The sequence below is a fragment of the Corynebacterium sp. HMSC072D12 genome (genome assembly GCF_001813925.1).
GTDB lineage: Bacteria > Actinomycetota > Actinomycetes > Mycobacteriales > Mycobacteriaceae > Corynebacterium > Corynebacterium aurimucosum.
In genome coordinates, this window is the sequence record NZ_KV814392.1 from 82,630 (window position 1) to 105,038 (window position 22,409).

Genomic DNA, 22,409 nt, shown 5'->3' on the forward strand with positions numbered 1-22,409 from the left:
CTGTTTAGTTCAGAATGTCGATAACCAGGCGCGTCGGTGCCTTGAGCACCTGAACCGAGTATGGGTGGCGCCCATCAAGCCCGATGACAAACTGCGAGCGGGCCTCGAAGGTGCCGCTGCTGACCACCTGGGTCACCAGCCCGCCGGCGCCCTTCACGGTACCGATATTCGGGTCTTCCATATCAAGTTGGAAAGGGTAGGCGGTGCCGTCGATGCTGACGTCGAGCGCGGTGGAACCGTTGTAAGCAATCGGGTTGCCGGAGCCCTGCTGGGCGGGGGAATCGGTGTAATCGATGAACCAGCCCGGTGAACCGTCCCCGACAAACTCGAAGACCACGCGGTCAAAACCTTCATGCTTGCCCACGCGGACATCGGTCACCACCAGTTCCGAGGGGGCCGGTGGGCGGAGGGTTTTCATCTCCATGTTGGCGTCGCCCAGCGGGGTCAGCCCAGCCGGTGCGGCGGGGGAGGGGGCAGTGGGAGTAACGGTAGCCGTGGAGGTGGAGGCGCCGGACAGGGTGGCGTCGAGAGTCTTCGTGGGGCCGTCGGAGCTGCCGTCCGGAGCGGAAGACGGAGCGCATCCCTGAAGCGCGAGTGCACCCGAGACAACGAGTGCGGCCACTGGGGCGGCTGTGCGCAAGAGGTTATGTTTCGGCATGACTTCGAGCGTAGTGGCACTACGGGGAATTATATGCATCGAGCTAAGCATCGTAACCACATTGTTGTGAAGAAAGTGATGCCAGTTAAGATGGCGTCATGACCTTCTGCTCCGACGTCCAGGTCGAGCCCCTGGCCGGTACCGCAAAACAAGAATCTGTGTACGTCCTCTTTGAGTGGCCCACGGCCTGGTCTCGTGACGTGCTTGACGGGCGTACCTTTGGCCCCGGCTTGACTGCGAAGCTCAAGGCCAAGCTCAAAGGCGTGGCGGGCCTGCAACTCATTCGCCGCCCTGGGCGTGCCGGGCATGAGCGGGGGACGGGTCACTTCCGCTGTTTCGTCGTGTGGGCACGCGAGGGGTTGGTACAGGATTACGTCCTCAACAGCCCGGAGGACATCCTCGATCTGGATCTGGAGCATCCCACTGGCACGTGCCTGCCGCTGGTGCTCGTGTGTACCCACGCCAAGCGTGATGCCTGCTGCGCTATCAAGGGCCGCCCGCTTGCTGCTTCCCTGGCGTGCGAATTTGAGGAGACCGTGTGGGAAACCTCCCACACCAAGGGACACCGTTTCGCACCGTCGGTGCTCCTGATGCCGTGGGGATATTCTTTCGGCCGCCTCAACGTGGACGCTGGCCGCGAGCTCGTGGGCAAGGCTCTGCACGGCGAGTATTTCTACCCCGCCAACCGTGGTTCCGGTCTTCACACTCCCCAAGGCCAGGTAGCGGAGCTTGCAGTAGCACGCCAGCTTCTCGACGCCTCCGAGTCCCTCCACTACGGCGACCTCACCGTCGACGCGGCGGAAACCCCCGCCGCGAAGAATAGCGTCGTTGTGCGCCACCACGATGGCCGCGCATGGGACGTAGAGCTCGAAGAAAAAGAGGCCTCCGGCGTCGTCTCTTCCTGTGGAGACGAGCCGAAGACCTCTTCCTACTTTGCCGCGCGCCGCGTCTTGCGACGCGGCACGTAGGATAAGGACGCGGCGCATAAGATACGAACGCGGCGCTTAGAGTACGGGCGTGGCACTCTAAACCGCGCCGAGCCATGCGCAGGCGCGACGCGGCTAGCGGCGCATAATCTTGGCCGAGAGCCAGTTGCCGAAGAACTGAGCTGCCTGGACCAGCACAATGATGATGAGGGTGGCCACCACGGTGACCTCCCACTCGAAGGCGCGGTAGCCGTAGACAATGGCGAAGTCACCCAAGCCACCGCCGCCGACGTAGCCCGCCATCGCAGACATATCGACGATGCCGATGAACAGGAAGGTGTAGCCCAGCACCAACGGGCCCAGTGCCTCCGGAATGATGACCGTGGTGATGATCTTCCACGGCGAAGCACCCATCGCGCGGGCTGCTTCAATCACGCCCGGATCCAGCGCCACGAGGTTCTGCTCGACGATGCGCGCCACCGCGAAGGTAGCCGCGATAACCATGACGAACGTGGCCGGTTCGCGGCCGATGGAGCTGCCCAGCACCGCCACCGTCAGCGGCTGCACAAAGGCCAGCAAGATAATGAACGGAATCGGGCGAATAAAGTTCACCAGGATATTGATGACGAAGTGGATAGGCTTGTTCTGCAGGATGCCGCCTGGGCGCGTGGTGTAGAGCAGGATGCCCAGCACGAGACCGATGATGCCGGCGACCACCAGGGTGGTGGCGACCATGATGAGGGTGTCCTTGATGGCGTCGACAAGCGTGCCGCCCAGTCGATCCCAATTGGCCTGCGCGAGGTAGGTGACGTTCATCGTTGGATCTCCTCAATATCGGTGGTGCGTTGCATGTGTGCGTAGAAATCTTCAATGGCCGCTTCCGGCCCGTTGAGGCGCACGGTGATCTTGCCAAAGGAGTGCTTCTGCAAGGTGGTGATGCCACCGTGGACCACGGCAATGGACACGCCCTTGTCCGCGAGCTTGCCGGCGGCGTCGAAGAAGCCCGACTTTTCCGTCAGGTTGATGGTGAACAGGCGGCCCTCGTGGGCCAGCAGGTCATCGGCCTCAACGACGTCCGGGGTATTGCGCAGCGAGGTGGCCACGAACTTCTCCGCCACCTTGGTCTGCGGATTGGAAAAGACCTCATAGACGCTGCCGGCCTCGATGACGTGGCCGTTTTCCATGACGGCTACCTTGTCGGCGATGGAGCGCACGACGTCCATCTCGTGGGTGATGACCACGATGGTGATGCCGAGGTCGCGGTTGACCTTGCGCAGCAGGTCGAGCACCTCGTGGGTGGTGGTGGGGTCGAGCGCCGAGGTGGCTTCATCCGCCAGCAGCAGGGAAGGGTTATTAGCCAGGGCACGGGCGATGCCGACGCGCTGCTTCTGGCCACCGGAGAGCTGCTCTGGGTAGTTATCGCCCTTGTCCGCCAGGCCGACGAATTCTAGCAGCTCCTGGACGCGCTGTTGACGCTCCTGCTTGTCGACGCCCTGCAGCTTCAGCGGGTACTCAATATTGCCCGCCGCGGTGCGCGAGGACATGAGGTTGAACTGCTGGAAGATCATGCCGATGTTGCGGCGAATGCCCCGCAACTTGGATTCGGGCAGGGGGACGACATCGGTGCCGTCGAGAAGCAGCTGCCCCGAGGTTGGCTTATCCAGTCCGTTGATCATGCGCACCAGCGTGGACTTGCCGGCACCGGAGAAGCCGATGATGCCGATGATCTCACCGGGCTCGACGGTCAAAGAGACATCATCAAGCGCTTTCGTGGTGGTTTTCTTGTTTTTAAAGACTTTGGTGATATTGCGGAATTCAATCCGGGTGCCCCGGTGGGCGCCTTGTTGTTCAGTCACGTGGTTTTCCTTTGTACGTGTCCGTGTGGTGAGCGAGGAGGGAGTAACGGGCAAAATCCCCCGGGTCACGCAAACCAGCGTGAGCGCGGGGGAGGGGGAGATTTGCTTAGCTAGAGGAGGCTTCTTCTTCCAGCCGCTCCAGAATCTCCTGAAGCTCTGCCTGCGGTTTATCCACAAAGATAGTGGTTCCACCCGTGGTGTCTTGCACTGCGGCCTTCACCTCGTCGGAGAGGTAGAGCTCGGCCAGCTTCTTGACCTTCTCGTTGTCCTTGTCCTTTTCCTGCACAGCCCACACGTTGACGTAGGGGTCGAACAGGATCTTCGGGTCGGCGTTGGGGTTTTCCGGGTCGTCGTAAAGCACGGCGTCGGCCGGGTTGATACCCGCACGCTTGAAGAAGGAGTTGGTGATGATGGCGGGCTTGCCTTCGCCGAAGGCGGACGGGGTCTGGGAAGCATCGACCGGGGTGACACTCACCTTGGATGCGGCCTCGTCGATGTCGGCGGGGTCCGGGGTGAGCTTGCCCTCTTCCTTGAGCACCAGCAAACCGTTGGCGGCCAGCAGGTTGATGGCGCGGCCCTGGTTGGTAGCGTCATTGGGAATGGCGATGTCCTGGCCCTCGATGCCGTCGATGCTGTCGTGGCCCTTCCAGAACAGCGGCATGGGGTAGACCTGCGTGGAGGCCACCGGAACGAGGTTCGTGCCGTTGCCCACGTTGTACTCAGCGAGGAACTTTAAGTGCTGAAACTTGTTGGTATCCGTGCTGCCCTCTGCCAGGGACTGGTTGGGGGTGGCGTAGTCGGTGAAGCTCTTCATCTCGATTTCGATGCCTTCCTCGGCAGCGAGTTCCTTGAGCACGCCCCACTCCGGAAGTTCGGCGTCGGTGGTGCCGACGATGATGGGATCTTCGGCGGTGCCGGCGGCGAAATCGGAGCTTGCAGACGAGCAGGCGACCAAGCTGGTAGTAGCAAGCAGGCTAGCGGCGGCTGCTACGAGACGGCGGATGCGCATGATTCGTCCTTTACTAGTCGGTGGTGGGTTTGTTTAGACCTGCTCTTCGAGGCGGTCCAGGATCTCCTGGAGCTCCTCCTGGGAGCGGTCGACGGCCACGGCGGTGTCGCCGGAGGACTTCAGAACGGCGTCGGTGACCTTCTGGTCCTTCCACAGCTCAGCCAGTTCGTGGAGGGTTTCGTTATCGGCGTCGTCGGCGCGCACGGCCCAGACGTTGATGTAAGGCTCAGCCTCGGTGGAGTCCGGGTCATCCTGAGCGACGGCAGACTGCGGGTCAATGCCAGCGCGCTCGAGGAAGGAGTTGTTGATGACAGCCGGCTTGCCCTCGCCATACGCGGCCGGGGTCTGGGCGGCATCCACCGGGGTGACCTTGACCTTGGACTTCTTTTCATCGATGTCCAGCGGGGTGGGGGTCAGCGGGCTACCTTCCTTGAGAGTGACCAGGCCTTCCTGAACCAGCAGGCCGATGGCGCGGCCCTGGTTGGTGGAGTCGTTCGGAATGGCGACTTCCTGGCCCTCGATGTCAGCGAGGTCCTTGTGGTCCTTCCAGTAGATGGCCAGCGGGTAGATCTCGGTGGCGGCCAGCGGGACCAGGTCGGTGCCGTTGCCCTTGTTGTACTCAGCCAGGAACTTCAGGTGCTGGAACTTGTTCGTCGTCAGCTTGCCCTGGTCCAGAGCCTGGTTCGGGGTGTTGTAGTCGGCGAAGTTCTCCAACTTGACGTCGAAACCGGCTTCTTTGGCCAGGTCCTGGAATACGGCCCACTCTTCCATGTTGGCGTCAGTGGTGCCGATGGTGATGGTGGAGTCCTTGGTAATGGCCTCGCCGGAATCCTTGGACTCAGCGGAGTCCGAGGAATCGGAGGAGCAAGCAACCAGGCCGGTTGCAGCGATGACGGCTGCCGAGGTGGCGGCAAGTACGCGACGGATGCTCATGGTGGGTTCTAGTGTCCCTTCTTGGTTTGTGCGGCAAGTCGTGTCACCGCAGGAGTTTGCACTGCAGGAAAAACTAGCAACGATTGAACCGCTTTGTCTATTCAGGGAATTGTTCAACGGCAACCTTGACGGGAACCTGTGTTCGAATCTACTGTGTGAGGCTATGAGGTTTAATGGGGGTAAGACGCTGCCGTGGTCCCGGGTGGAGAGGATCCTCTCTGGTCGCCCGGGCCCCGTCCCGGTCTCGGTGGATCATCTGCCGCAGGCCACGGACGTGCCGAAAGTAGGGCATTCTTCCGTGCCTTTCGCGGAGCTGCACGCGGTAAGTTCCTATAGCTTTCTGCATGGCGCCTCCGAGCCGGAGGGGCTCGTGGCGCGCGCCGTCGAGCTGGGCTTGCGGGGGATTGCGCTGGTAGATCGGGATGGATTCTATGGCCTTATGAAGTTTGCGGAGGCTGCCGCCAAGGTGGGTCTGCCCGCGGTCTTTGGTGCGGAGCTTAGCCTCGACCCGGCCCCGCTGACTGTCCTGGCGCGCACACCGGAGGGGTATCGGCGTCTATCCCGGCTCATTGCCCGCGCCCGCATGGAGGCGGGGGAGAAGGGGGTCGTGTCCTATCCTTCACTGCCGGAGATTGGTGCGCTGCTGCAGGATGAGTGCCTCTTTCTGGTGGGCTGGGAGTGGTCGGAGCATTTCGATCATCTGGTCGATGGAATAAAAATAGACAGCATGGTTTTGGAGTACGCATGTACCCAGCTCCCAGAGGACGCGGACCACCACCTACTGCTGGATTCCTTGCCGGTTCCACGCGCCATCGCTACTGCCCACCCGGCTGCCGCCACGCGGGATCGCGCGCGCCTGGCCGGGGCCAAACAAGCCCTGTCTAGACGCCTCGCGCTTGCCGACGCCTCCCCCAACTCCCACCCCATGGGCTCGTCCTGGCTGCGCTCCGGGGAACAGATGGCGTGCCTGCTGCCTGAGCGCCCCGAGCTGATTGCGGAAACCGTTCGCGTCCTCGAAGAATGCAGTTTTACCTGGGAGGCGCTGGCCCCGAACCTGCCTGACTTCGACGTGCCGGAAGGGCATACCGAGATGTCCTGGCTGGAGCACCTCACCTTCGAGCGCGCGGCAGTTCGCTATGCCACGCGCCCTGAGGAGATTCGGCGCAGGGCGTGGGAGCAGATGCGCTATGAGCTGGGTGTGGTCAAGCAGCTGGGATTTCCCGGCTACTTCCTCATCGTGTGTGATCTGGTGGACTTTTGTAAACGGGAAAACATCCTGTGTCAGGGGCGCGGGTCGGCAGCGAATTCGGCGGTGTGTTTCGCGCTGGGGATTACGAATGCGGAGCCGATTTCCGCAGGCCTGCTCTTTGAGCGTTTCCTTTCCCCGGACCGCGATGGTCCGCCGGATATTGACATTGATATTGAATCCGGGCGGCGCGAGGAGGTTATCCAGTACGTCTATGCCAAGCACGGCCGCGAGAGGGCGGCGCAGGTGGCGAACGTGATTACCTATCGCCGCAAGGGCGCGTTGCGGGATGCCGCCCGGGCGTTGGGCTACCCGCAAGGCTCGGCCGATGCGTGGTCGAAGGGCGTGGCGCCCGCGCCTTCGGATGTTGAATCCCTGGCTGAGCAATTTCTGGGCCAGCCGCGCCACCTGGGGATTCACTCCGGCGGCATGGTGTTGTGCGACCGGCCGATTGCGGATGTCGTGCCCGTGGAATGGGCGCGCATGGAAAACCGCTCGGTGCTGCAATGGGATAAGGATGATTGCGCCGCAGCTGGGCTGGTGAAGTTCGACCTGCTGGGCCTGGGCATGCTCGAAGCTCTGCACCACATGATGGACTTGGTGGAGGAGAGTACTGGCCGGGTGGTCAACCTGTGGGAGTTGGATCTGGCTGACGTGGAAGTCTATGACATGCTCTGCCGCGCGGATGCGGTGGGCGTGTTCCAGGTGGAATCGCGAGCGCAGCTGAGCACGCTGCCGAGGCTCAAGCCGCGGGTCTTCTTCGACCTTGTAGTGGAGGTCGCGCTCATTCGGCCGGGCCCCATCCAGGGCGGGTCGGTGCACCCTTATCTGCGCCGCCGCGATGGTAAGGAGCCGGTCACCTATGACCACCCGGTGCTAGAGAAGTCCCTGGGCAAGACACTGGGAATTCCGCTCTTTCAGGAACAGCTCATGCAGATTGCAGTCGATGCCGCCGGGTTCAGCGGTGCGGAGGCGGATGACCTGCGGCGCGCGATGGGCTCGAAACGCTCGCCGGCCAAGATGGCAGCGCTCAAGCAGCGCTTCTATGAGGGCTTGGAGGAAACCAACGGGATTACCGGGGAAATCGCGGACAAGCTGTGGGCCAAGATCGTGGCCTTCGCCGCCTATGGCTTCCCGGAGTCTCACTCGCAGTCTTTTGCCTCCTTGGTGTACTTTTCGGCGTGGTTTAAGCGCTATTATCCGGCGCAGTTTTGTGTGGGCCTGTTGCGCGCGCAGCCAATGGGTTTCTACTCGCCGCAGTCCCTCATTCAGGATGCGCGCCGCCACGGCGTGGAGGTGCTGCCGGTCAGCGTCAACGAGTCGGGTCGCGAAGCGCGCGTGGTGGTGGGCACGGACGGTGAGGTACGCATTCGCCTGGGCCTTAACCTCATCAAAGGCTTGGGTAATAAAGCCGCTGACCGCATTGAGGCGGCCGCGCCGTTTGCCGACGTCCCCGATCTCTCCCGCCGCGCCGATCTCACCGTCGATCACGTGGAGGCCCTCGCGGTGGCGGGGGCCTTGGATGTCTTTGGGGTGGACCGCCGCCAAGCACTGTGGCAGGCGGGCGTGGCCGCAACAGAACGGGCGGGGATGCTGCCGGGTCTGTCTGCTATCGAGGCGCCGTCTTTGCCGGGGATGAGTGCCTTTGAGCTCATGGCGGCGGACGTGGCAAGCACCGGCGTGACCCACAACCAGCAGCCGATGGAGCAGATCCGCGGGCAATTGCAGGCCCGTGGAATTCTGTCGGCGGCGGATCTACCGGCCGTGGAGGATGGCACCCGCGTGCGTATCGCCGGGGTGGTCACGCACCGCCAGCGCCCGCAGACGGCGGGCGGGGTGGTCTTCTTTGGGTTGGAGGATGAGACCGGGCTGATGAACGTGATGGTCTCGCCCGGCCTGTGGGCCCGGGATAAGGTGACGGCTCGGACGGCGCCCGCGCTCATCGTGCGTGGCATCGTGCAGAATGCTTCCGGTGCGGTCACCGTTGCCGCGGACCAGCTAGAGCCGCTGGCCTTTGGCGAGGCGCTCTCGCGCGGCTCGCGGGATTTCCGCTAAGCGGTTTACTCCTTGGAGATGAGCTTGTCGCGGTTCATCTTTCCAGCGAGGGAACGCGCCACGGAGAAGGGTAGCCACACCAGCAAGAGCAGGATGAGCTTGAAGTAGAGCAGGGATACGAACACGCCATCCATGATGGGCATGGTTCGCGCACCCCAACTAATGATGCCGGTGAGCAGCAGCAGAATGACAAGTGCGGCGAGGGAGAACTTGAGGCCGTCGTCACGCGCTTCGACGTGCTGCTGCATTTGGTACTCATCGAGTTCCGTCGTGGGAAGGTCAGCGGCGCCAATCGTTCTGCGGAGGCGGGCGGTCAGCAGTGCGGTTAGTAGCGTTCCGAGGGCGGCCACCATCAGTGAGGTGAACAGGTCCCAGAACTGCAGGGGAAGGGAAGGCAGATGAGGAGGGTGGAGAGCTCAGCCAGGGTGGTGTAGCGCTTGCGGGCCTTGACGGAATCGGGAATAGAGGCGGACATGTGTGGCTTATCCCTTTCGGTAGATTTCGGAGGACATAGGAGTGAATTCGGTCCGGGAGAACACGGCTTCCACGGGTAAGTCGAAGACCTCGCAGATGTTGAAAGCAAGATCCAGGCTGGGGGAGTGGTCACCGCGCTCGAGGGCGCCAATGGTTTGGGGGTTGACCCCGATGGCGTCGGCAAGCTGTGCACGCGTCATGTCCCGTTCAACGCGGAGCACGCGGACCCGGTTAAATAGTGGGCGGGTTGGCTTTTTCTTTGGGGACATGCACCACAGTGTTGTATAAACCCAACGACTTGTCAAGGGTTCGTGTTAAAGTTGCGGCATGAATTCCGTATCCCCGTCACTCACTAAAGCCCGCTACATTTCGCGTTTGAGTTGGGACGTCATTCTTGCTGCCCTGGCGGCCGGGGCGGCGTATTTCTGGTGGGATTGGCTCTATTGGGTCGCCGGCGCGCTCATCGTGTGGGCGCTCTACGAACTCTGGCTCATCCCCGCCCAAGTCAGGAACTTAGGCTGGCAGGAAACCGCCGACGAACTCTTGGTTACGCGCGGCAAAATCTGGCACACCTTCACCGTCGTGCCCTATGGCCGCATCCAATTCGTCGACGTCACCGCCGGCCCTATCGAGCGCGCGATGGGGCTGAAGAAGGTGCAGTTGCACACGGCGTCGCCCAGCAGCGACGCCACCATTCCCGGCCTCCTTGCCGCAGACGCCGACGCCCTGCGCGAGCGCCTCGCCGTCAAGGCCCGCGAGAGGATGAGTGGGCTGTGAAGGACCGCGCGCTTGTCGACGTCGACGGCTACACCCGCGTCCACCGCCTCACCCCGCTGCTGCGCTTTTGGTCGCTGATTCTGGCGCTGCTCGCCATTTTTGCGGTGAACATCAACGCCTCCATGATTTCTGATGTTCTGTCTTACCTGCAGAGCGGGCACTTGGGCGAGATCGGCCGCGGCACTCTGCTGGGTGCCGGCGGCTTCGTGCTCGTGTGCGCGGTGATTTGGCTGATGTCAGGAATCTGGTGGCGCAAGCTGGGCTACAAGCTCACCGAGGATGAAATCGCTCTGCGCCATGGGGTCATCTCTACGTCTTTCCGCTCTGCGCGCTACGAGCGCATTCAAGCGGTAGACGTTGTGGAATCCGTCATCGCGCGCCTGTTGGGGCTGGCAGCAGTGCGCGTGGAGACCGCGGGTGGCACCTCTTCCGTCATCAAAATTGAGTACTTGTCCAAGGCGAAGGCGGAAGAATTACGCGCGGAGTTGCTGCGGCGCACGAATAAAGGTCCTACCAGTGAGCCAGCACCAGAAGCGGAGGAAGCCACCGCCCTGATCCCGGAAATTCCCATTCTGCGCACGATTGCTGCCGAGGCGCTGCGTCTGCCCACGCTGATTAGCGCGCTCGTTATTGGCGGTTTGCTCTTCATTCCGGGCATGTGGACCGCGCTGTTGCCCATCATCGTGGGTTACGTGGGAAGTGTGTGGGGTTTGGTGGATTCTTCCTGGAAATTCACCGCGCTTCACGACGCCCCCACCAACGCCCTCAACGTCTCCTATGGCCTTGCTGACCGACGCCGCCAAACTATCCGCATCAGCCGCATTCACGGCGTGCGGGTGAGCCAGCCTTTCCTGTGGCGGCGTTTGGGCTGGTACGAAGTGAATGTGTCGGTGGCCGGCTACGGCGCTAAGGGCAGCGGCAAGCAATCTGGTTCTACGCGCATCCTGCCGGTGGGCACCCGCGAGCAGGCGCTGGAGCTTTTAGAGCTCATCTCCGATCTGGACCGCACGCAGATCGAGGATTATGCCCGACCCGAGGGGCACACCCAGCCCACCTACACCTCGCCGCGCCGGGCGACGTGGATCAGCCCCATCGACCGCAAGCAGCAGTCGGTGACACTGGTGGATTCCCCGCTTCCCGTGACCATCGTGCACCGCGGTCGCATCAACCGCCGCGTCATGGTGATTGGAACTCCGCACATCCAGGAGCTCACTCTCAAGGTGGGGCCGCTGGGTCACCTTGCAGGCGTGCGCACCGTGCGCTTCGACCTTGTGGCGGGCCCAGTCAAGATGGCTGGCCAGGACCTCACGCCTGCCGACGCCTCCGAGCTCCTCGCCCGCCTGCGCTCCCGCCCCTTGCCATCCCTGGACGCCGTGCTGGAGCAGATCAATGAACCGAACGGCAAACTGCAGAGAGGGCTCCACCAAGACCTACGCAACAAACCGCGTAACAACTCTCGCGACGGTGCGAGCCGTGGGTCGCAGGAGCTTAAGGCCGGCGACGAAGCTTAAGCAGTACCGGACCGCGGGTGCTGCTAGGGCCGGCACACGCCGAGGCCGCCGAACAGGACCCGCATCCGCCTGCGGGACAGGAGCCGAGCGGCTCCATATCGAGGACCCCTCTGGCGGTGAGGTGATCCAGGATGACATCGACCGTCCCGGGCTCCAGCCCTGTCTTCGCCACGAGGCCCACGCGCGAGCGAACTCCGTCCTCGATCGCTTTCTGCACCGCCTGGATGGGGGAGGCAGGCATTAGATAAACACCTTCAACACCTGGAAGGCCGCTACGGCCAGCACCCACGCGGTGGCCAGCTGGACGCCGAAGCCGAAGAGCGTCCAGCGCCAGCCGATCTCGCGCCGCTGCGCGGCAATCGTGGCCACGCAGGGAGTATAGGCCAGCAGGAAGAGCATGTAGGCCCACACCGCGGCGAGCGGGTGACCGCCGGAAGCCTGCTCGAAGTCAGCCCGCACGTGATCGCTGAGCGCGCTGTGCGACTGCTCTTCCGCGGAGGCATCGGTGACGTCCTCGACCGCGTAGGTCTGTGCCCATGTAGAAATCAGCGCCTCCTTGGCCACGAAACCGGTCACCAGCGGGCCGGTCAGGGACCAAGAATCGAAGCCGGCCGGTGCAAAGGCCGGGGCGATAGCGTGCGCGACCGCGCCATAGGCTGAATCCTCCGGGGCTGGTGGTTCACCCCACGAAGAATCCTGCACCGCAGCGCCAACCGGGATGGCCATGAGCAGCCACACCACAACCACGGTACTCACGATGATGCCGCCAGCCGTCTGCAAGAAGCCCTTCAGGCGCGTCCACATCACGCTGAGCGCCAAGCGCACCGTGGGTAGCTGATACGTCGGCAGGTCAATAACGAGTGCTTCTTCCGGAACCGCGCGCCACAGAGTCCTGCGCAGGGCTAGCCCCACCAGCACGAGCAGCGCGATGGAAATGACGTACATAATGAACACCACGCTGCCGGCATGCTCCGGGAAGAACGTAGCCGAGAGCATGACGAAGACCACCAAACGCGCCGAACACGAGGTAAACGGGATGAGCAGCGCGGTCATGATGCGATGCCGCGGGCTGCCCAGCACACGGGTGGCCGAAATCGCTGGCACGTTGCAGCCGAAGCCCACAACAATGGGGATGAACGCCTTGCCCGGCAGGCCGATGGCCCGCATAAGGCGATCCGTGACCACCGCCGCACGCGCCATATAGCCGGAATCCTCCAACACCGCCAAACACAAGAACATTAGCGCCATGAGTGGGGCGAAGGTGAGGACCATGCCGACGCCGCCGATGAGGCCGTCGACAAGCAGGCCCATCACGAGGGGGTGGCCTAAGCCGATGGTTTCTAGCCCCGCCCGCGCCCAGTCGCTCAACGGGCCGGAGACCAGCGCCTCCAAGCCATCCTGCAGGGGAGCGGCCACGGTGGTGGTGATCTGGAAGACCGCCCACATCACGGCCAAGAACAGCAACGGCCCGGCTACCGGGTGAAGGGCTACCGCATCGAGGCGGTGGGAGAGGGGCGTGGCGTGCTCGACCTCGCTCACCGAGGCCTTTGCGGCGGCGTCGAGCTCGGCGAAGCGGTCCTCCAAACCAGCATTCTCGCGCAGCTGCACGGGCTCAGTTGCCAAAGACTCCATTACAACCTCGCGCAGCTTCTCGACGCCCTCCCTCCTACGCCCATCAACCTCCACCACCGGGATGGAGGTGGCCTCGGCCAACGCAGAGGCGTCGACGACCTGTCCCTGGTTGAGCGCCACGTCGGTCTTCGTCAGCGCGATGATGAGGCGGTAGGGCTGCTCCGCCAACTGGAGGGCGACGTTGAGGCCGCGCGCGACGGCGCTGGCATCGACGACCACGACGACGGCGTCGGGGCGCTCATCTGCGGGGCAATCGATGAGCATGGCGCGGGTGAGCGCCTCATCGGGGCTGAGCGGGTCGAGCGAGTAGGTGCCGGGGAAGTCGATGAGATCGGCGGTGGATTCACCCAGCTTCCAGGCGCCGCGGCTGACCTCAACCGTAGTTCCCGGCCAATTGCCGGTCTGCGCCTTCGCACCGGTCAGGGCATTAAAGAGCGTGGACTTGCCGGAATTCGGGGAGCCGACGAGTGCGATGATGGGTGCTCCGGCAGGGGCGACCGCGCCGCCCGGATTGCCGTGACAGCTGGGTTTCGTGGTGGCCATGATTTAGACCTCGATGGCTTGTAGTGTCGCTTTATCGATGGCGTAGCGGCAGCTGCCCACCGACACCACCCGCGCGCCGCCGGCGACGCGCGGGCCCATGGTCAACGTGGCGCCGGGGCGGATTCCCAGCTCGCCGAGGCGCACCGCTAGCGCGGCGTCACAGGTGCAGGAAATGCACTCTTTCCCCAAGGTGATGGTGCATCCCATGGGGATAGCGTCGGCGGTTTGTCGTGGACATTCAGGCAACGTCACGGTGGGCTCTCTTTCTCGATCAGCACTACCGATATAGGTTACCCTTAGTAAAGGTAGGTGTGTCTAGTTTTCGGCGACTTGTCTTAGGTGACCCTCACCACGCGGCGCATTAAGCGTTTGGAGTGGACCAGCTGCTCACCTGGCGTAGTCGCTGGCGATTCTTCAGTCGTGATTGGCCCAGCTTGCGGGACATGCGGTCCAGAATCTGGATGGCCTCCGTGATGTGCGGGCCTTTGTTGAGCATGACGCACTCCGCGCGCAGCGCATAGCCAGCGTCCGTGATTTCCGCGCGGGAGGGAAGCCCGGTCTTGGCCAGGGTCTCCAGAACTTGGGTGGCCATGATGACTGGGATATGAGCCGCCTCCGCGACCTTCATGATGCGCCCCGGCACCTGGACCATCTGCTCAAATCCCAGCTCCACAGCCAAGTCACCACGCGCAATCATGATGCCGAACTTGGCATGCCGCATGCCCTCCAGCAGCACGCTTCCCAGCTGCTCATAGGCGGGAACCGTCTCAATCTTGAGCACGATGCCCAGGTCACGCACACGCTGTGCCATCTCTTCCGAGTCCTGCTCAGCGGCAATCGCCTCGAGTGTGTCGTAGAGGAAGGACACATCAGAGGGCGTGCGGATGAAGGAGACCGCTGCGATATCGCAGTGCGTGGCCACAAAACGCAGCGCCTCGATGTCCTCCTCGGTGAGGCTGGGCAGCGGGACGTCAGTATCCGGCACATTGATTCCCTTATATGCCGCCAGGTTGGTGCCGGTAGGCCCGGCATGCTCCACGGTGATGACGGCCTCGCGCGCCGCACCATTCACCCGCACTTCGCGGACACGACCGGAGATGGCGCCGTCATCGAAAATCACCCGGTCGCCCACCTCGAGCGCACCGACCACCCCCGGCAGCGTACACCCAATAGTGGTCACCTCACCCTCCGCGATGCGCGCCGGCTCCTGCGAAGTGCTGAGCACCAACTCCTCCCCGCGGTGCAGGCGAATCTTTTGCTCGAGGGCCGGAACCCCATGCACCCGGGTGATCTCCCCGCCGTGGTTGAGCACCGTCCCTTCGGCGAGGTAGCAGTTGCGCTCCCCGTGCAGAACGGCCACGCCCGCTTGCGTGCTCTCCACGGTGAAAACACGGGAGCGCCCGCGCGCTTCGGTGAAGCGGACCTCGCTGCCGGGCTGAAGCCCTGCTAGCCACTTACCTTCTACCTCTAGCGCTACCGCTGGGCGCGCCGCGCTTGGCGACGCCTCCCCCGCCACCCCGTGGGCGTGGTCGGTAGAGGGGGCGTCGTGAAGCACGAGCGTTGCCGGACTCAGCAGTTCGCCTGCTGCGGTGCGCTCGCCGCGCACGCGGATGACCTGCGGGCCCGGCTCGATGGTGCCGGTGCGGACCTTGGGGCCAGCAATATCGCAGGAAATCAGAATCTCGCGCCCCACCTCTTGAGCGGCGCGGTGGACGTGCTCCACCATCTTCTCCCACGCCGCCTGGTCATCGTGGGCGCAGTTGATACGGGCTAATTCCATACCCGCGCGGGCGAAACCGAGGACCAACTCATAATCCTCCGCAGCCTCGGTGGGAAGAGTCACCATGATGCGCGCGTGCGTGTCCTCCTGGGTAGGACCGAGGAGGGCCTCGGTGTTGGCGTCGAGGATATCGTCGGCGTCTGCATACGCCGAGGCGATGGGCTGCACGGGGTAGGTCGGCGCCTGGCCGTCGAAGGCGTCGAGCACATTGCGCGCGGCGTGGAGGCGCTCTAGCACCGCGGGCTCCGGGTGGCTCAGGCTCGTAGCACCCAAGGCCGTGAGGCCTTCCTGCAGTTCGACGGCGTCCTGGGAACGCAATTCCATATAACGCACGAGGTTGACCGCGCCGGGGCGGTGGACGGGATCCACGCGCGCTATCTGCGCGGCGTGGGCGGCAGACGAAGCTTCGACGCGGGTAATGAGGGAATCAAGCAGTGGGCGCAGGCTAGGCACGGTGTCTCCTTCGATGTGAAAGTCCACCCATATTGTGCCGCGACTTGTTAGACCGCGCCACGGAAGCCGAGCTGGCGCCAAGCCTCATACACGGCAGTTGAGGCCGCGTTGGAGAGATTCATCGAACGTCGTGCCGGCATCATTGGGATCCGCACGCGCTCCGTTACCCGGGGGTGGAAGGCATGCTCCTCCGGCAGGCCGGTCGGCTCGGTGCCGAAGAGGAGGACATCGCCTTCTTGGTACTCCACGTCGGTAAACCACTTATCAGTGTGGGTGGTGAACGCGAAAACGCGCGCGCCGGGCAGGGCCTCCATGCAGGCATCGAAATCTTTGTGGATCTTGAGGTCTGCCAGGTCGTGGTAGTCCAAGCCTGCGCGCTTGAGGTGCTTGTCCTCGAAGTTGAAGCCGAGCGGCTCGATGAGGTGCAGGCTCGCGCCCGTGACGGCGGCGGTGCGGATAGCGTTGCCGGTGTTGGTAGGGATCACGGGGTTGTCGAAGACAATGTGCAAGCTGCTCATAGGCATCAGTCTAGGATGGTGTGCATGAGCGCTACCAAACTAGATGGCAACCTGTACCGCGACGAGATTTTCGAGGACCTAGCCCAGCGCGTGGCCGCCCTCAAGGAAAAAGGGATTACCCCGGGCCTAGCTACGGTCCTGGTGGGCGATGATCCGGGTTCGCATTCCTACGTGAAGATGAAGCACCGCGACTGCGAGAAGCTCGGTATCAACTCGATTCGCAAGGATCTGCCTGGCGACGTCTCCCAGGAGGAGCTGGAGCGCGTCATCTCAGAGCTCAACAACGACGACGCCTGCACCGGCTACATCGTGCAGCTGCCCTTGCCGAAGCACCTGGATGAAAACCGCGTGCTGGAGCTCATCGACCCAGCCAAGGATGCCGATGGTCTGCACCCGATCAACCTGGGCAAGCTGGTCCTCAACGAGGATGCCCCGCTGCCGTGCACGCCGAATGGCTGCATCCACCTGCTGCGCCGCTTTGGGGTAGAGCTCGATGGCGCGAAGGTCGTGGTCATTGGCCGCGGTGTGACCGTGGGCCGCCCGATCGGCCTGATGCTCACCCGCCGCACCGAGAACTCCACGGTGACGCTGTGCCATACCGGCACCAAGGACCTCGCCGCAGAAACCCGTGAGGCCGATGTCATTATCGCGGCCGCAGGCAAGGCGCACATGCTCACCGCCGATATGGTCAAGGAAGGCGCTGCGGTTCTCGACGTCGGCGTATCCCGCGTCGACGGCAAACTCGCCGGCGATGTGGCTGAGGACGTCTGGGAGAAGGCTGGCTACGTCTCCCCGAACCCGGGTGGCGTGGGTCCGCTGACCCGTGCGTTCCTGGTCAGCAATATCGTCGAGCGCGCCGAAAAGCTCGCCGCTGAATAACGTTCACTATAAGAACGTGCACTGTAAACACACGTCTAACTTGAGCATGTGAGTAGCAAGAATGACGGATCAACCTGCACAGTCACAGGCGACCCCGCAGCGCCAAGCGCGACGAGTTCCCCGGCCCTCGGCTCAGGGGCGAGCCCATGCGCAGGCTGAAGGCCAAGCCCCCAGCCGCGTGCGCAACCGTGGAGCCAACCAGGCCCGCGGGAAAGCTGTGCCGCCGGTATCCCTGTCCAATCCCCACGACGCGCACCTGAAACCTTCGGCGCTGCCGCCGGCGGTGCAGTGGGTGGCCATTGGACTGTTCGTGGTGGCGGTCGCGGTCTCGGGTTTTTATGCCGTGTTTGAGCACTGGCGCCGCGCCACGCTGCTGTTGGGCGGGGCGCTGGTGTGGCTTACGGTGGTGCGCCTGACGTGTGATTCCTCGCGAGTCGGCGTGCTTGCGGTACGCTCCCGGCGCTTCGATGCCTGGTTTACCGGCATCTTGGGCGCGGCGATGGCGTTCTTGGCTTTTTCCATTGACGCGCTGGGATCGTGACGCGCTGGGATCGTGATGCGTGTGGCTCCTGAAAAGAGCCACACGGCTCTTTAGATATAGTATTCGTCGCCGACGTAGGCAGGGCCCACATCAAGGCCATTCGGCGCGGAGAGCAACAAGAAGTTGCGCAGGATGCGATTCATCTGCCGAGTCTCCGTTAAGAAGGCGTCGTGCCCTACGGGCGAGACAATCTTGGCCATCGCCAGCAGGTGGTTAACGTTGCGGGAGATGTGCTCCTGTTGGTGATAGGGGTAGAGGATATCGGTGTCCACGCCCACGACCATCGTCGGCACTTGCGATGCCGCCAGTGCTTTGATGAGCCCACCGCGTCCGCGGCCGACGTCGTGCCGGTTCAACGCCTCCGTGAGCACCACATAGGAACCTGCATCGAAGCGCTCGGTGAGTTTCGCCCCCTGGTAATCCAGGTAGGAGTTCACCGCGAAACGCTGGTTGAGCTCTCGGTGCGGGCCCAAAGGGTTTTCGCCCTGCTGTGGCTGGGCACCAAAGCGTTCATCGATCTCCTGCTCGCCGCGATACGTCAGGTGCGCAATGCGGCGCGCCGCCGCCAGACCATCCCGCGGCGACTTATCGGTGAGGTAGTAATTTCCGCCGTGCCAGAACGGGTCGCGCTCAATGGCGGAAATCTGCGCCGATTGGATACCAATCTGCCACCCCGAAGCCCGAGCCGATACCGCAATCACGCACACCGCCGACACGCTTTCTGGGTGCAACAAGCTCCACTCCAGCGTGCGCGCACCGCCCATCGAGCCGCCGAGTACCGCGTGCACACGCGAAATACCCAACTGCTTCAGGCAGTCGTGCTCAGCCTCCACCAAGTCCCGAATCGACAGCGCCGGGAAGCGCCCGCCCCACGGCTTGCCATCCGGGTGCAACGATTTCGGCCCCGTCGATCCGTTGCAGCCGCCGAGCGCATTGGTGGCTATAACGCACCAGCGCGTCGTATCTAGGGCCTTGCCGGGGCCGACCAGGTCGGACCACCAATCCACCACGTTGGAATCACCGGTCAGCGCGTGCTCAACCACCAAGACGTTGTTGACGCCGTCGGGGTCGCCGGCGAAAGCACCCCAGCGTTGGTAGGCCACGTGGGCGTCGGCAAGCACGGCGCCTGCTTCCGTGGTGAAGTCACCGATGGGGACGACGGCGAGCTCGCCTTCGGGCGCGAGTTCCGGAATCGGGCTAACCAATGGCCGAGAACCCACGCTCGAGGTCGGCGATGATGTCGTTGACATCCTCGATGCCCACCGACAGGCGCACCGTGGCCTGGGTAATGCCCGCGGCCTTGAGAGCGGCCTCGTCGGACTGGGAGTGCGTGGTGGTCGCCGGGTGCACCACCAGCGAGCGGGTATCGCCGATGTTGGCCAGGTTGGAGTGCAGCTTCAGCGCATCGATGAACGCCCAGGCCTCCTCGCGGCCGCCGTCGATGTCGAAGGAGAGCACGGAGCCGGTGTAGTCGTAGCTCAACTTCTCCTTGACCTGCTTGTACGGGGAGGAGTCCAGGCCGGCGTAGTTGACGGTGGTGACCTTGGCGTGGGACTCCAAGTACTCGGCCACGGCCTGAGCGTTGGCATTGTGCTTCTCGACGCGCAACTGCAACGTCTCAATACCATTCAGCGTCAGCCAGGCGTTGAAGGGGGAGATGGCGGCACCCGTATCGCGCAACAGGCCCGCGCGCGCCTTGACAGCGAAGGCTGGTGCGCCCAGGTCGGCGTACTTGAGGCCGTGGTAAGCCTCGTCTGGGGTAACGAAGTAGGGGAAGACCGGCTCGCCGTCGCGCTCGACGGTCCAATCGAAGGAGCCGCCATCGATGATGGCACCGCCGATGGCGGAGCCGTTGCCGCTGTAGAACTTGGTGGTGGAGACGACGACGATATCCGCGCCCAGCTCCAGCGGGCGGGCGAGTGCGCCGGTGGCGATGGTGTTGTCCACGATGAGCGGGACCTGGTTCTTGTGCGCAACCTCAGCGATGGCGGGGATGTCGAGGACATCGGCGACTGGGTTGCCGAAGGTCTCTCCGTAGAAGGCCTTGGTGTTCGGTTGGACGGCGTCCTGCCAGGAGGCTGGGTCATCCGGGTTCTCGACGAGGGTGACGTCGATGCCGAGGCGCTTCAAGGTAACGGTAAAGAGGGTGGAGGTGCCGCCGTAAAGGCGCGGGGAAGTAACAATGTGGTCGCCGGCGGAGGCCAGGTTCAAAATGGCGGCGGTTTCGGCGGCTTGGCCGGAAGCAAAAGCTACGGCGGCGACGCCGCCCTCGAGGGAAGCGAGGCGCTCCTCGAGCGCATCCTGCGTGGGGTTGGTCAGGCGGGTATAAATCGGGCCGGCATCCGAGAGGTTAAAGCGGTTGGCGGCGTGCTCGGCGTCGTTGAAGACGTAGGACGTGGTCTGGTAAATCGGCACGTTGCGTGCGTTGGTGGAGCCGTCCAGGTTCTGGCCGGCGTGGAGGGCGCGGGTGGCAAAGGACCACTCGTTGACTGCGGAATTATCGTATTTGGTGCTCATGTCACAAAAGGCTAGACCAAGCGGTTCAGTGCTGTTAGTGGCTTTCTAGAAACCGCAGGCAAGCCCGAGAATAAAAATAGACCGAGCGGTTGGTTTGGAGGCCTGTGTGTGCTGTAGATCTCCATGCAGTGCGAAGGCTCAAGGCCGCTGTTGGATGTCGATGCTTTCCCCAACGAGCAGGCGCTGGTAGCCGGTTACGCCGGCGCGTTGGAGCATGCCGTCGGTGATCTGCTTGCCGGCGTCGGACAGTACGGCGTCATGGATGGGTACTGTCACGCGCGCACCGATGCGCATGGCGTAATCCGCGGCATCCGCCCCGCGCACCCACGGCCCGGCGATGGGGAGCAGGAGGACGTCTACCGTGCGTCCTTCCGAGGTAACCCACTGGTCGCCGGGGTGCAGCACTCCATTGAAGAAATAGCCCAGGTTCTCCGGACGTGGGATGTTGGGGTGGATTTCCTCGTGGAGCCCGCCCACCGCGCGGATTCTCAGGCCCAGGACTTCGAACTCCTCGCCTGTCTGGACTGCGGTCCCGGAACCGATGGCGTCTACGGCTTCCTGCGTCCCCCACACCGGTAGGCCGCTCGCGCGCACGGCGTCGACGTCGAGGTGGTCGCCATGTGCGTGAGTGAGCAGCACCGCGCCGGCATTATCCAGGCAACTGAGGTCTGAAAGAGGACCGGGATCGATGATGATGCGGCCCTGGGGCGCTTCGACGGCCACGGCGGATTGTCCATGTAACGAAATCTTCATGCCGCCAACGCTAGCGTGGCGCAGAGTGGCTGCGCCACGGATTATTACGCTAGGGCCTGCTTAACCAGCTCCAGCGCGGCGGCGAGCTCAACATCGCTCAAATGCCCGAAGCCCAAGACCACGCCTTCCTCGGCGGCCACGCCGCCCCAGTAATCGCTGAGCGGGGTGAGCGTCAGCCCTAGGGAAGCCGCGCGGTCGACCACAGCGTTGTCGCATAGCAACACCGCATGGAGTCCGCCGTGGATGGGCAGAAGGGTAGCGGGAGCGTCTTCCAGCGCGGCTTGGACGAGGTCGCGGCGGCGCTTGTAGGCGCGGCGCATCCGGCCGGTATGCCGCCGCAGCGCACCGCTGGCCAGATAGTTCGCCAGCGCCGCCTGGGGAATTGCGCCGACGGGCTGGCCGAAGACCTCCCGCACGCGATCCACCGCCGAGCGTAAGCTCGGTGGCACGACCAGATAGCCGCAGGCAATCGACGGCGAAATCACCGAAGAAAACGTTCCCAGCAAGACGGTGTGCTCTGGGGCGAGCGCGGCCAGGGCAGGAAGAGGTTGGCCGACGTAGCGCAGCTCGGAATCGAAGTCATCCTCGATGATGAGCACGTCGTTGCTGCGTGCCCATTCGACGAGCTCCGCGCGCCGGGCCGCCGGCAGGGAACCGCCATAAGGGTGCTGGTGGGAGGGGGTGACGATGAGAACGTCGAGGTCAACGGTGGGGACGGTGACGCCGTGGGCGTCGGTGGGGACGTCGACAAGCGTGTGGCCCAAAGCCTGGGGGACGCGGCGCAGGCTGGGGTACCCGGGGGACTCCACGCCCACGCGCAACTGGCTGCCCAGCGCGCGCAGCAGCACCGACAGCCCGTCGCGGGCGCCGGCGGTGATGACGACGTAGGCCGGGTCGACGGTGAGCCCGCGCATGTGGCGCAGGTGCGCGGCCGCTTCGCGGGGGAGATCGCCGGAAGGATTCACCGCGGCCTTGCGCCACGCCGCCCTCCATTCGGGGGTGATGATTCCTTCGGTATCGGGCAAACCCGGCGTCAACTCTACGCGCGGTGGGGTAGGGGAGGGCCGCGGTGCCGGGGCGGGCTGTGGGGTGCGTCCGTGGGGTAGGTGAGGGTTGATGATGGTGCCCGAGCCCACCGACGCAGTGAGGTAGCCCTCGGCGGTGAGCTGTTCGTAGGCGGTAACCACGCTGCCTCGGGAAATGCCCAAATCGCGCGCCAGCGAACGGGTTGACGGAACCTGCTCTCCGGGCAGCAGAATGCCCGCCGCGACTTGGGTGCGGAGGGCTTCGGCAATCTGCACCGGCAGAGCGCGCGTATCAGATGGATCGAGGCGGAAAGTCACGACCC

General features: G+C 63.7%; 23 protein-coding genes. 6 read left to right on the top strand and 17 right to left on the bottom strand.

Annotated features, from left to right (window positions below; genetic code table 11):
* Nucleotides 1–4 precede the first annotated feature (4 nt).
* Nucleotides 5–658 (bottom strand): AMIN-like domain-containing (lipo)protein, encoded by a 654-nt coding sequence (locus HMPREF2943_RS04005; protein WP_070446467.1) that lies wholly within the window; start codon nt 656–658, stop codon nt 5–7.
* Nucleotides 659–756: 98 nt separating this feature from the next.
* Here HMPREF2943_RS04005 and HMPREF2943_RS04010 point away from each other — a divergent pair, with 98 nt between their 5' ends.
* Nucleotides 757–1,626 (top strand): sucrase ferredoxin, encoded by an 870-nt coding sequence (locus HMPREF2943_RS04010; RefSeq protein ID WP_070710858.1) that lies wholly within the window; start codon nt 757–759, stop codon nt 1,624–1,626.
* Nucleotides 1,627–1,719: 93 nt separating this feature from the next.
* Here HMPREF2943_RS04010 and HMPREF2943_RS04015 read toward each other — a convergent pair whose 3' ends face one another.
* The 4 genes from HMPREF2943_RS04015 to HMPREF2943_RS04030 all read right to left on the bottom strand — a co-directional run bounded on the left by HMPREF2943_RS04015 (nt 1,720) and on the right by HMPREF2943_RS04030 (nt 5,382).
* A complete protein-coding gene (locus HMPREF2943_RS04015; RefSeq protein WP_070446463.1) occupies nt 1,720–2,400 on the bottom strand; it encodes a methionine ABC transporter permease in 681 nt (226 codons plus the stop codon).
* Nucleotides 2,397–3,440 carry a methionine ABC transporter ATP-binding protein gene (locus HMPREF2943_RS04020; protein ID WP_070710859.1) on the bottom strand — a complete coding sequence of 348 codons (1,044 nt, stop codon included), beginning with the start codon at nt 3,438–3,440 and terminating at the stop codon, nt 2,397–2,399. The genes HMPREF2943_RS04015 and HMPREF2943_RS04020 overlap by 4 nt, the downstream gene beginning before the upstream one ends.
* Nucleotides 3,441–3,546: 106 nt before the next feature.
* Nucleotides 3,547–4,449 (bottom strand): MetQ/NlpA family ABC transporter substrate-binding protein, encoded by a 903-nt coding sequence (locus HMPREF2943_RS04025; RefSeq protein WP_070710860.1) that lies wholly within the window; start codon nt 4,447–4,449, stop codon nt 3,547–3,549.
* 33 nt (nt 4,450–4,482) lie between these two features.
* Complete coding sequence (locus HMPREF2943_RS04030; protein WP_070644405.1) at nt 4,483–5,382, bottom strand: MetQ/NlpA family ABC transporter substrate-binding protein; 900 nt, start codon at nt 5,380–5,382, stop codon at nt 4,483–4,485.
* A gap of 163 nt (nt 5,383–5,545) precedes the next feature.
* Between HMPREF2943_RS04030 and HMPREF2943_RS04035 the strand changes: the two genes are divergently transcribed.
* Nucleotides 5,546–8,683 carry an error-prone DNA polymerase gene (locus HMPREF2943_RS04035; RefSeq protein ID WP_070710861.1) on the top strand — a complete coding sequence of 1,046 codons (3,138 nt, stop codon included), beginning with the start codon at nt 5,546–5,548 and terminating at the stop codon, nt 8,681–8,683.
* A gap of 5 nt (nt 8,684–8,688) precedes the next feature.
* Here the strand turns inward: HMPREF2943_RS04035 and HMPREF2943_RS04040 are convergent, their stop codons facing one another.
* The 3 genes from HMPREF2943_RS04040 to HMPREF2943_RS04045 are packed head-to-tail and all read right to left on the bottom strand — an operon-like array spanning nt 8,689 to nt 9,426.
* Nucleotides 8,689–9,036, bottom strand: coding sequence for a hypothetical protein (locus HMPREF2943_RS04040; RefSeq protein ID WP_246817263.1), 348 nt, complete (start codon nt 9,034–9,036; stop codon nt 8,689–8,691).
* Entirely contained in the window at nt 9,036–9,158 is a 123-nt protein-coding gene (locus HMPREF2943_RS12690; protein WP_256364858.1) for a hypothetical protein, read from the bottom strand. The genes HMPREF2943_RS04040 and HMPREF2943_RS12690 overlap by 1 nt, the downstream gene beginning before the upstream one ends.
* Nucleotides 9,159–9,165: 7 nt before the next feature.
* Complete coding sequence (locus tag HMPREF2943_RS04045; RefSeq protein ID WP_070446452.1) at nt 9,166–9,426, bottom strand: helix-turn-helix transcriptional regulator; 261 nt, start codon at nt 9,424–9,426, stop codon at nt 9,166–9,168.
* Between the two features lie 58 nt (nt 9,427–9,484).
* On the opposite strand from HMPREF2943_RS04045, the gene HMPREF2943_RS04050 reads away from it, so the two are divergent.
* Nucleotides 9,485–9,934 (top strand): PH domain-containing protein, encoded by a 450-nt coding sequence (locus HMPREF2943_RS04050; protein WP_070446450.1) that lies wholly within the window; start codon nt 9,485–9,487, stop codon nt 9,932–9,934.
* Nucleotides 9,931–11,445 carry a PH domain-containing protein gene (locus HMPREF2943_RS04055; RefSeq protein WP_246817264.1) on the top strand — a complete coding sequence of 505 codons (1,515 nt, stop codon included), beginning with the start codon at nt 9,931–9,933 and terminating at the stop codon, nt 11,443–11,445. Before HMPREF2943_RS04050 ends, HMPREF2943_RS04055 begins: the two co-directional genes overlap by 4 nt.
* Here HMPREF2943_RS04055 and HMPREF2943_RS04060 read toward each other — a convergent pair.
* The 5 genes from HMPREF2943_RS04060 to HMPREF2943_RS04080 form a co-directional block, all read right to left on the bottom strand.
* A complete protein-coding gene (locus HMPREF2943_RS04060) occupies nt 11,423–11,686 on the bottom strand; it encodes a hypothetical protein (RefSeq protein WP_070710862.1) in 264 nt (87 codons plus the stop codon). The genes HMPREF2943_RS04055 and HMPREF2943_RS04060 overlap by 23 nt on opposite strands.
* Nucleotides 11,686–13,620: a ferrous iron transport protein B gene (gene feoB / locus HMPREF2943_RS04065; RefSeq protein WP_070710863.1), complete on the bottom strand. Its 1,935-nt coding sequence runs from the start codon at nt 13,618–13,620 to the stop codon at nt 11,686–11,688. The genes HMPREF2943_RS04060 and feoB overlap by 1 nt, the downstream gene beginning before the upstream one ends.
* Nucleotides 13,621–13,623: 3 nt before the next feature.
* Complete coding sequence (locus tag HMPREF2943_RS04070) at nt 13,624–13,872, bottom strand: FeoA family protein (RefSeq protein ID WP_070644399.1); 249 nt, start codon at nt 13,870–13,872, stop codon at nt 13,624–13,626.
* 109 nt (nt 13,873–13,981) lie between these two features.
* On the bottom strand, nt 13,982–15,853 hold the full coding sequence (locus HMPREF2943_RS04075) for a pyruvate kinase (RefSeq protein WP_070710864.1): 1,872 nt from the start codon (nt 15,851–15,853) through the stop codon (nt 13,982–13,984).
* A 47-nt stretch (nt 15,854–15,900) separates the two neighbouring features.
* On the bottom strand, nt 15,901–16,371 hold the full coding sequence (locus tag HMPREF2943_RS04080) for a tRNA (cytidine(34)-2'-O)-methyltransferase (RefSeq protein ID WP_070644396.1): 471 nt from the start codon (nt 16,369–16,371) through the stop codon (nt 15,901–15,903).
* 24 nt (nt 16,372–16,395) lie between these two features.
* Here HMPREF2943_RS04080 and HMPREF2943_RS04085 point away from each other — a divergent pair, with 24 nt between their 5' ends.
* Both HMPREF2943_RS04085 and HMPREF2943_RS04090 read left to right on the top strand, forming a co-directional pair.
* Nucleotides 16,396–17,250: a bifunctional methylenetetrahydrofolate dehydrogenase/methenyltetrahydrofolate cyclohydrolase gene (locus tag HMPREF2943_RS04085; RefSeq protein ID WP_070710865.1), complete on the top strand. Its 855-nt coding sequence runs from the start codon at nt 16,396–16,398 to the stop codon at nt 17,248–17,250.
* Nucleotides 17,251–17,467: 217 nt separating this feature from the next.
* Nucleotides 17,468–17,791 (top strand): DUF3017 domain-containing protein, encoded by a 324-nt coding sequence (locus tag HMPREF2943_RS04090; protein ID WP_070710932.1) that lies wholly within the window; start codon nt 17,468–17,470, stop codon nt 17,789–17,791.
* A 50-nt stretch (nt 17,792–17,841) separates the two neighbouring features.
* Here HMPREF2943_RS04090 and HMPREF2943_RS04095 read toward each other — a convergent pair whose 3' ends face one another.
* From HMPREF2943_RS04095 to HMPREF2943_RS04110, 4 genes are all read right to left on the bottom strand, one after another.
* Nucleotides 17,842–19,041: a homoserine O-acetyltransferase MetX gene (locus HMPREF2943_RS04095; protein ID WP_236659323.1), complete on the bottom strand. Its 1,200-nt coding sequence runs from the start codon at nt 19,039–19,041 to the stop codon at nt 17,842–17,844.
* Entirely contained in the window at nt 18,989–20,308 is a 1,320-nt protein-coding gene (locus HMPREF2943_RS04100; RefSeq protein WP_070710866.1) for an O-acetylhomoserine/O-acetylserine sulfhydrylase, read from the bottom strand. Before HMPREF2943_RS04100 ends, HMPREF2943_RS04095 begins: the two co-directional genes overlap by 53 nt.
* 138 nt (nt 20,309–20,446) lie before the next feature.
* Nucleotides 20,447–21,061, bottom strand: coding sequence for an MBL fold metallo-hydrolase (locus HMPREF2943_RS04105; protein ID WP_070710867.1), 615 nt, complete (start codon nt 21,059–21,061; stop codon nt 20,447–20,449).
* Nucleotides 21,062–21,105: 44 nt separating this feature from the next.
* Nucleotides 21,106–22,404: a MocR-like pyridoxine biosynthesis transcription factor PdxR gene (locus HMPREF2943_RS04110; RefSeq protein ID WP_070710868.1), complete on the bottom strand. Its 1,299-nt coding sequence runs from the start codon at nt 22,402–22,404 to the stop codon at nt 21,106–21,108.
* Nucleotides 22,405–22,409 lie beyond the last annotated feature (5 nt).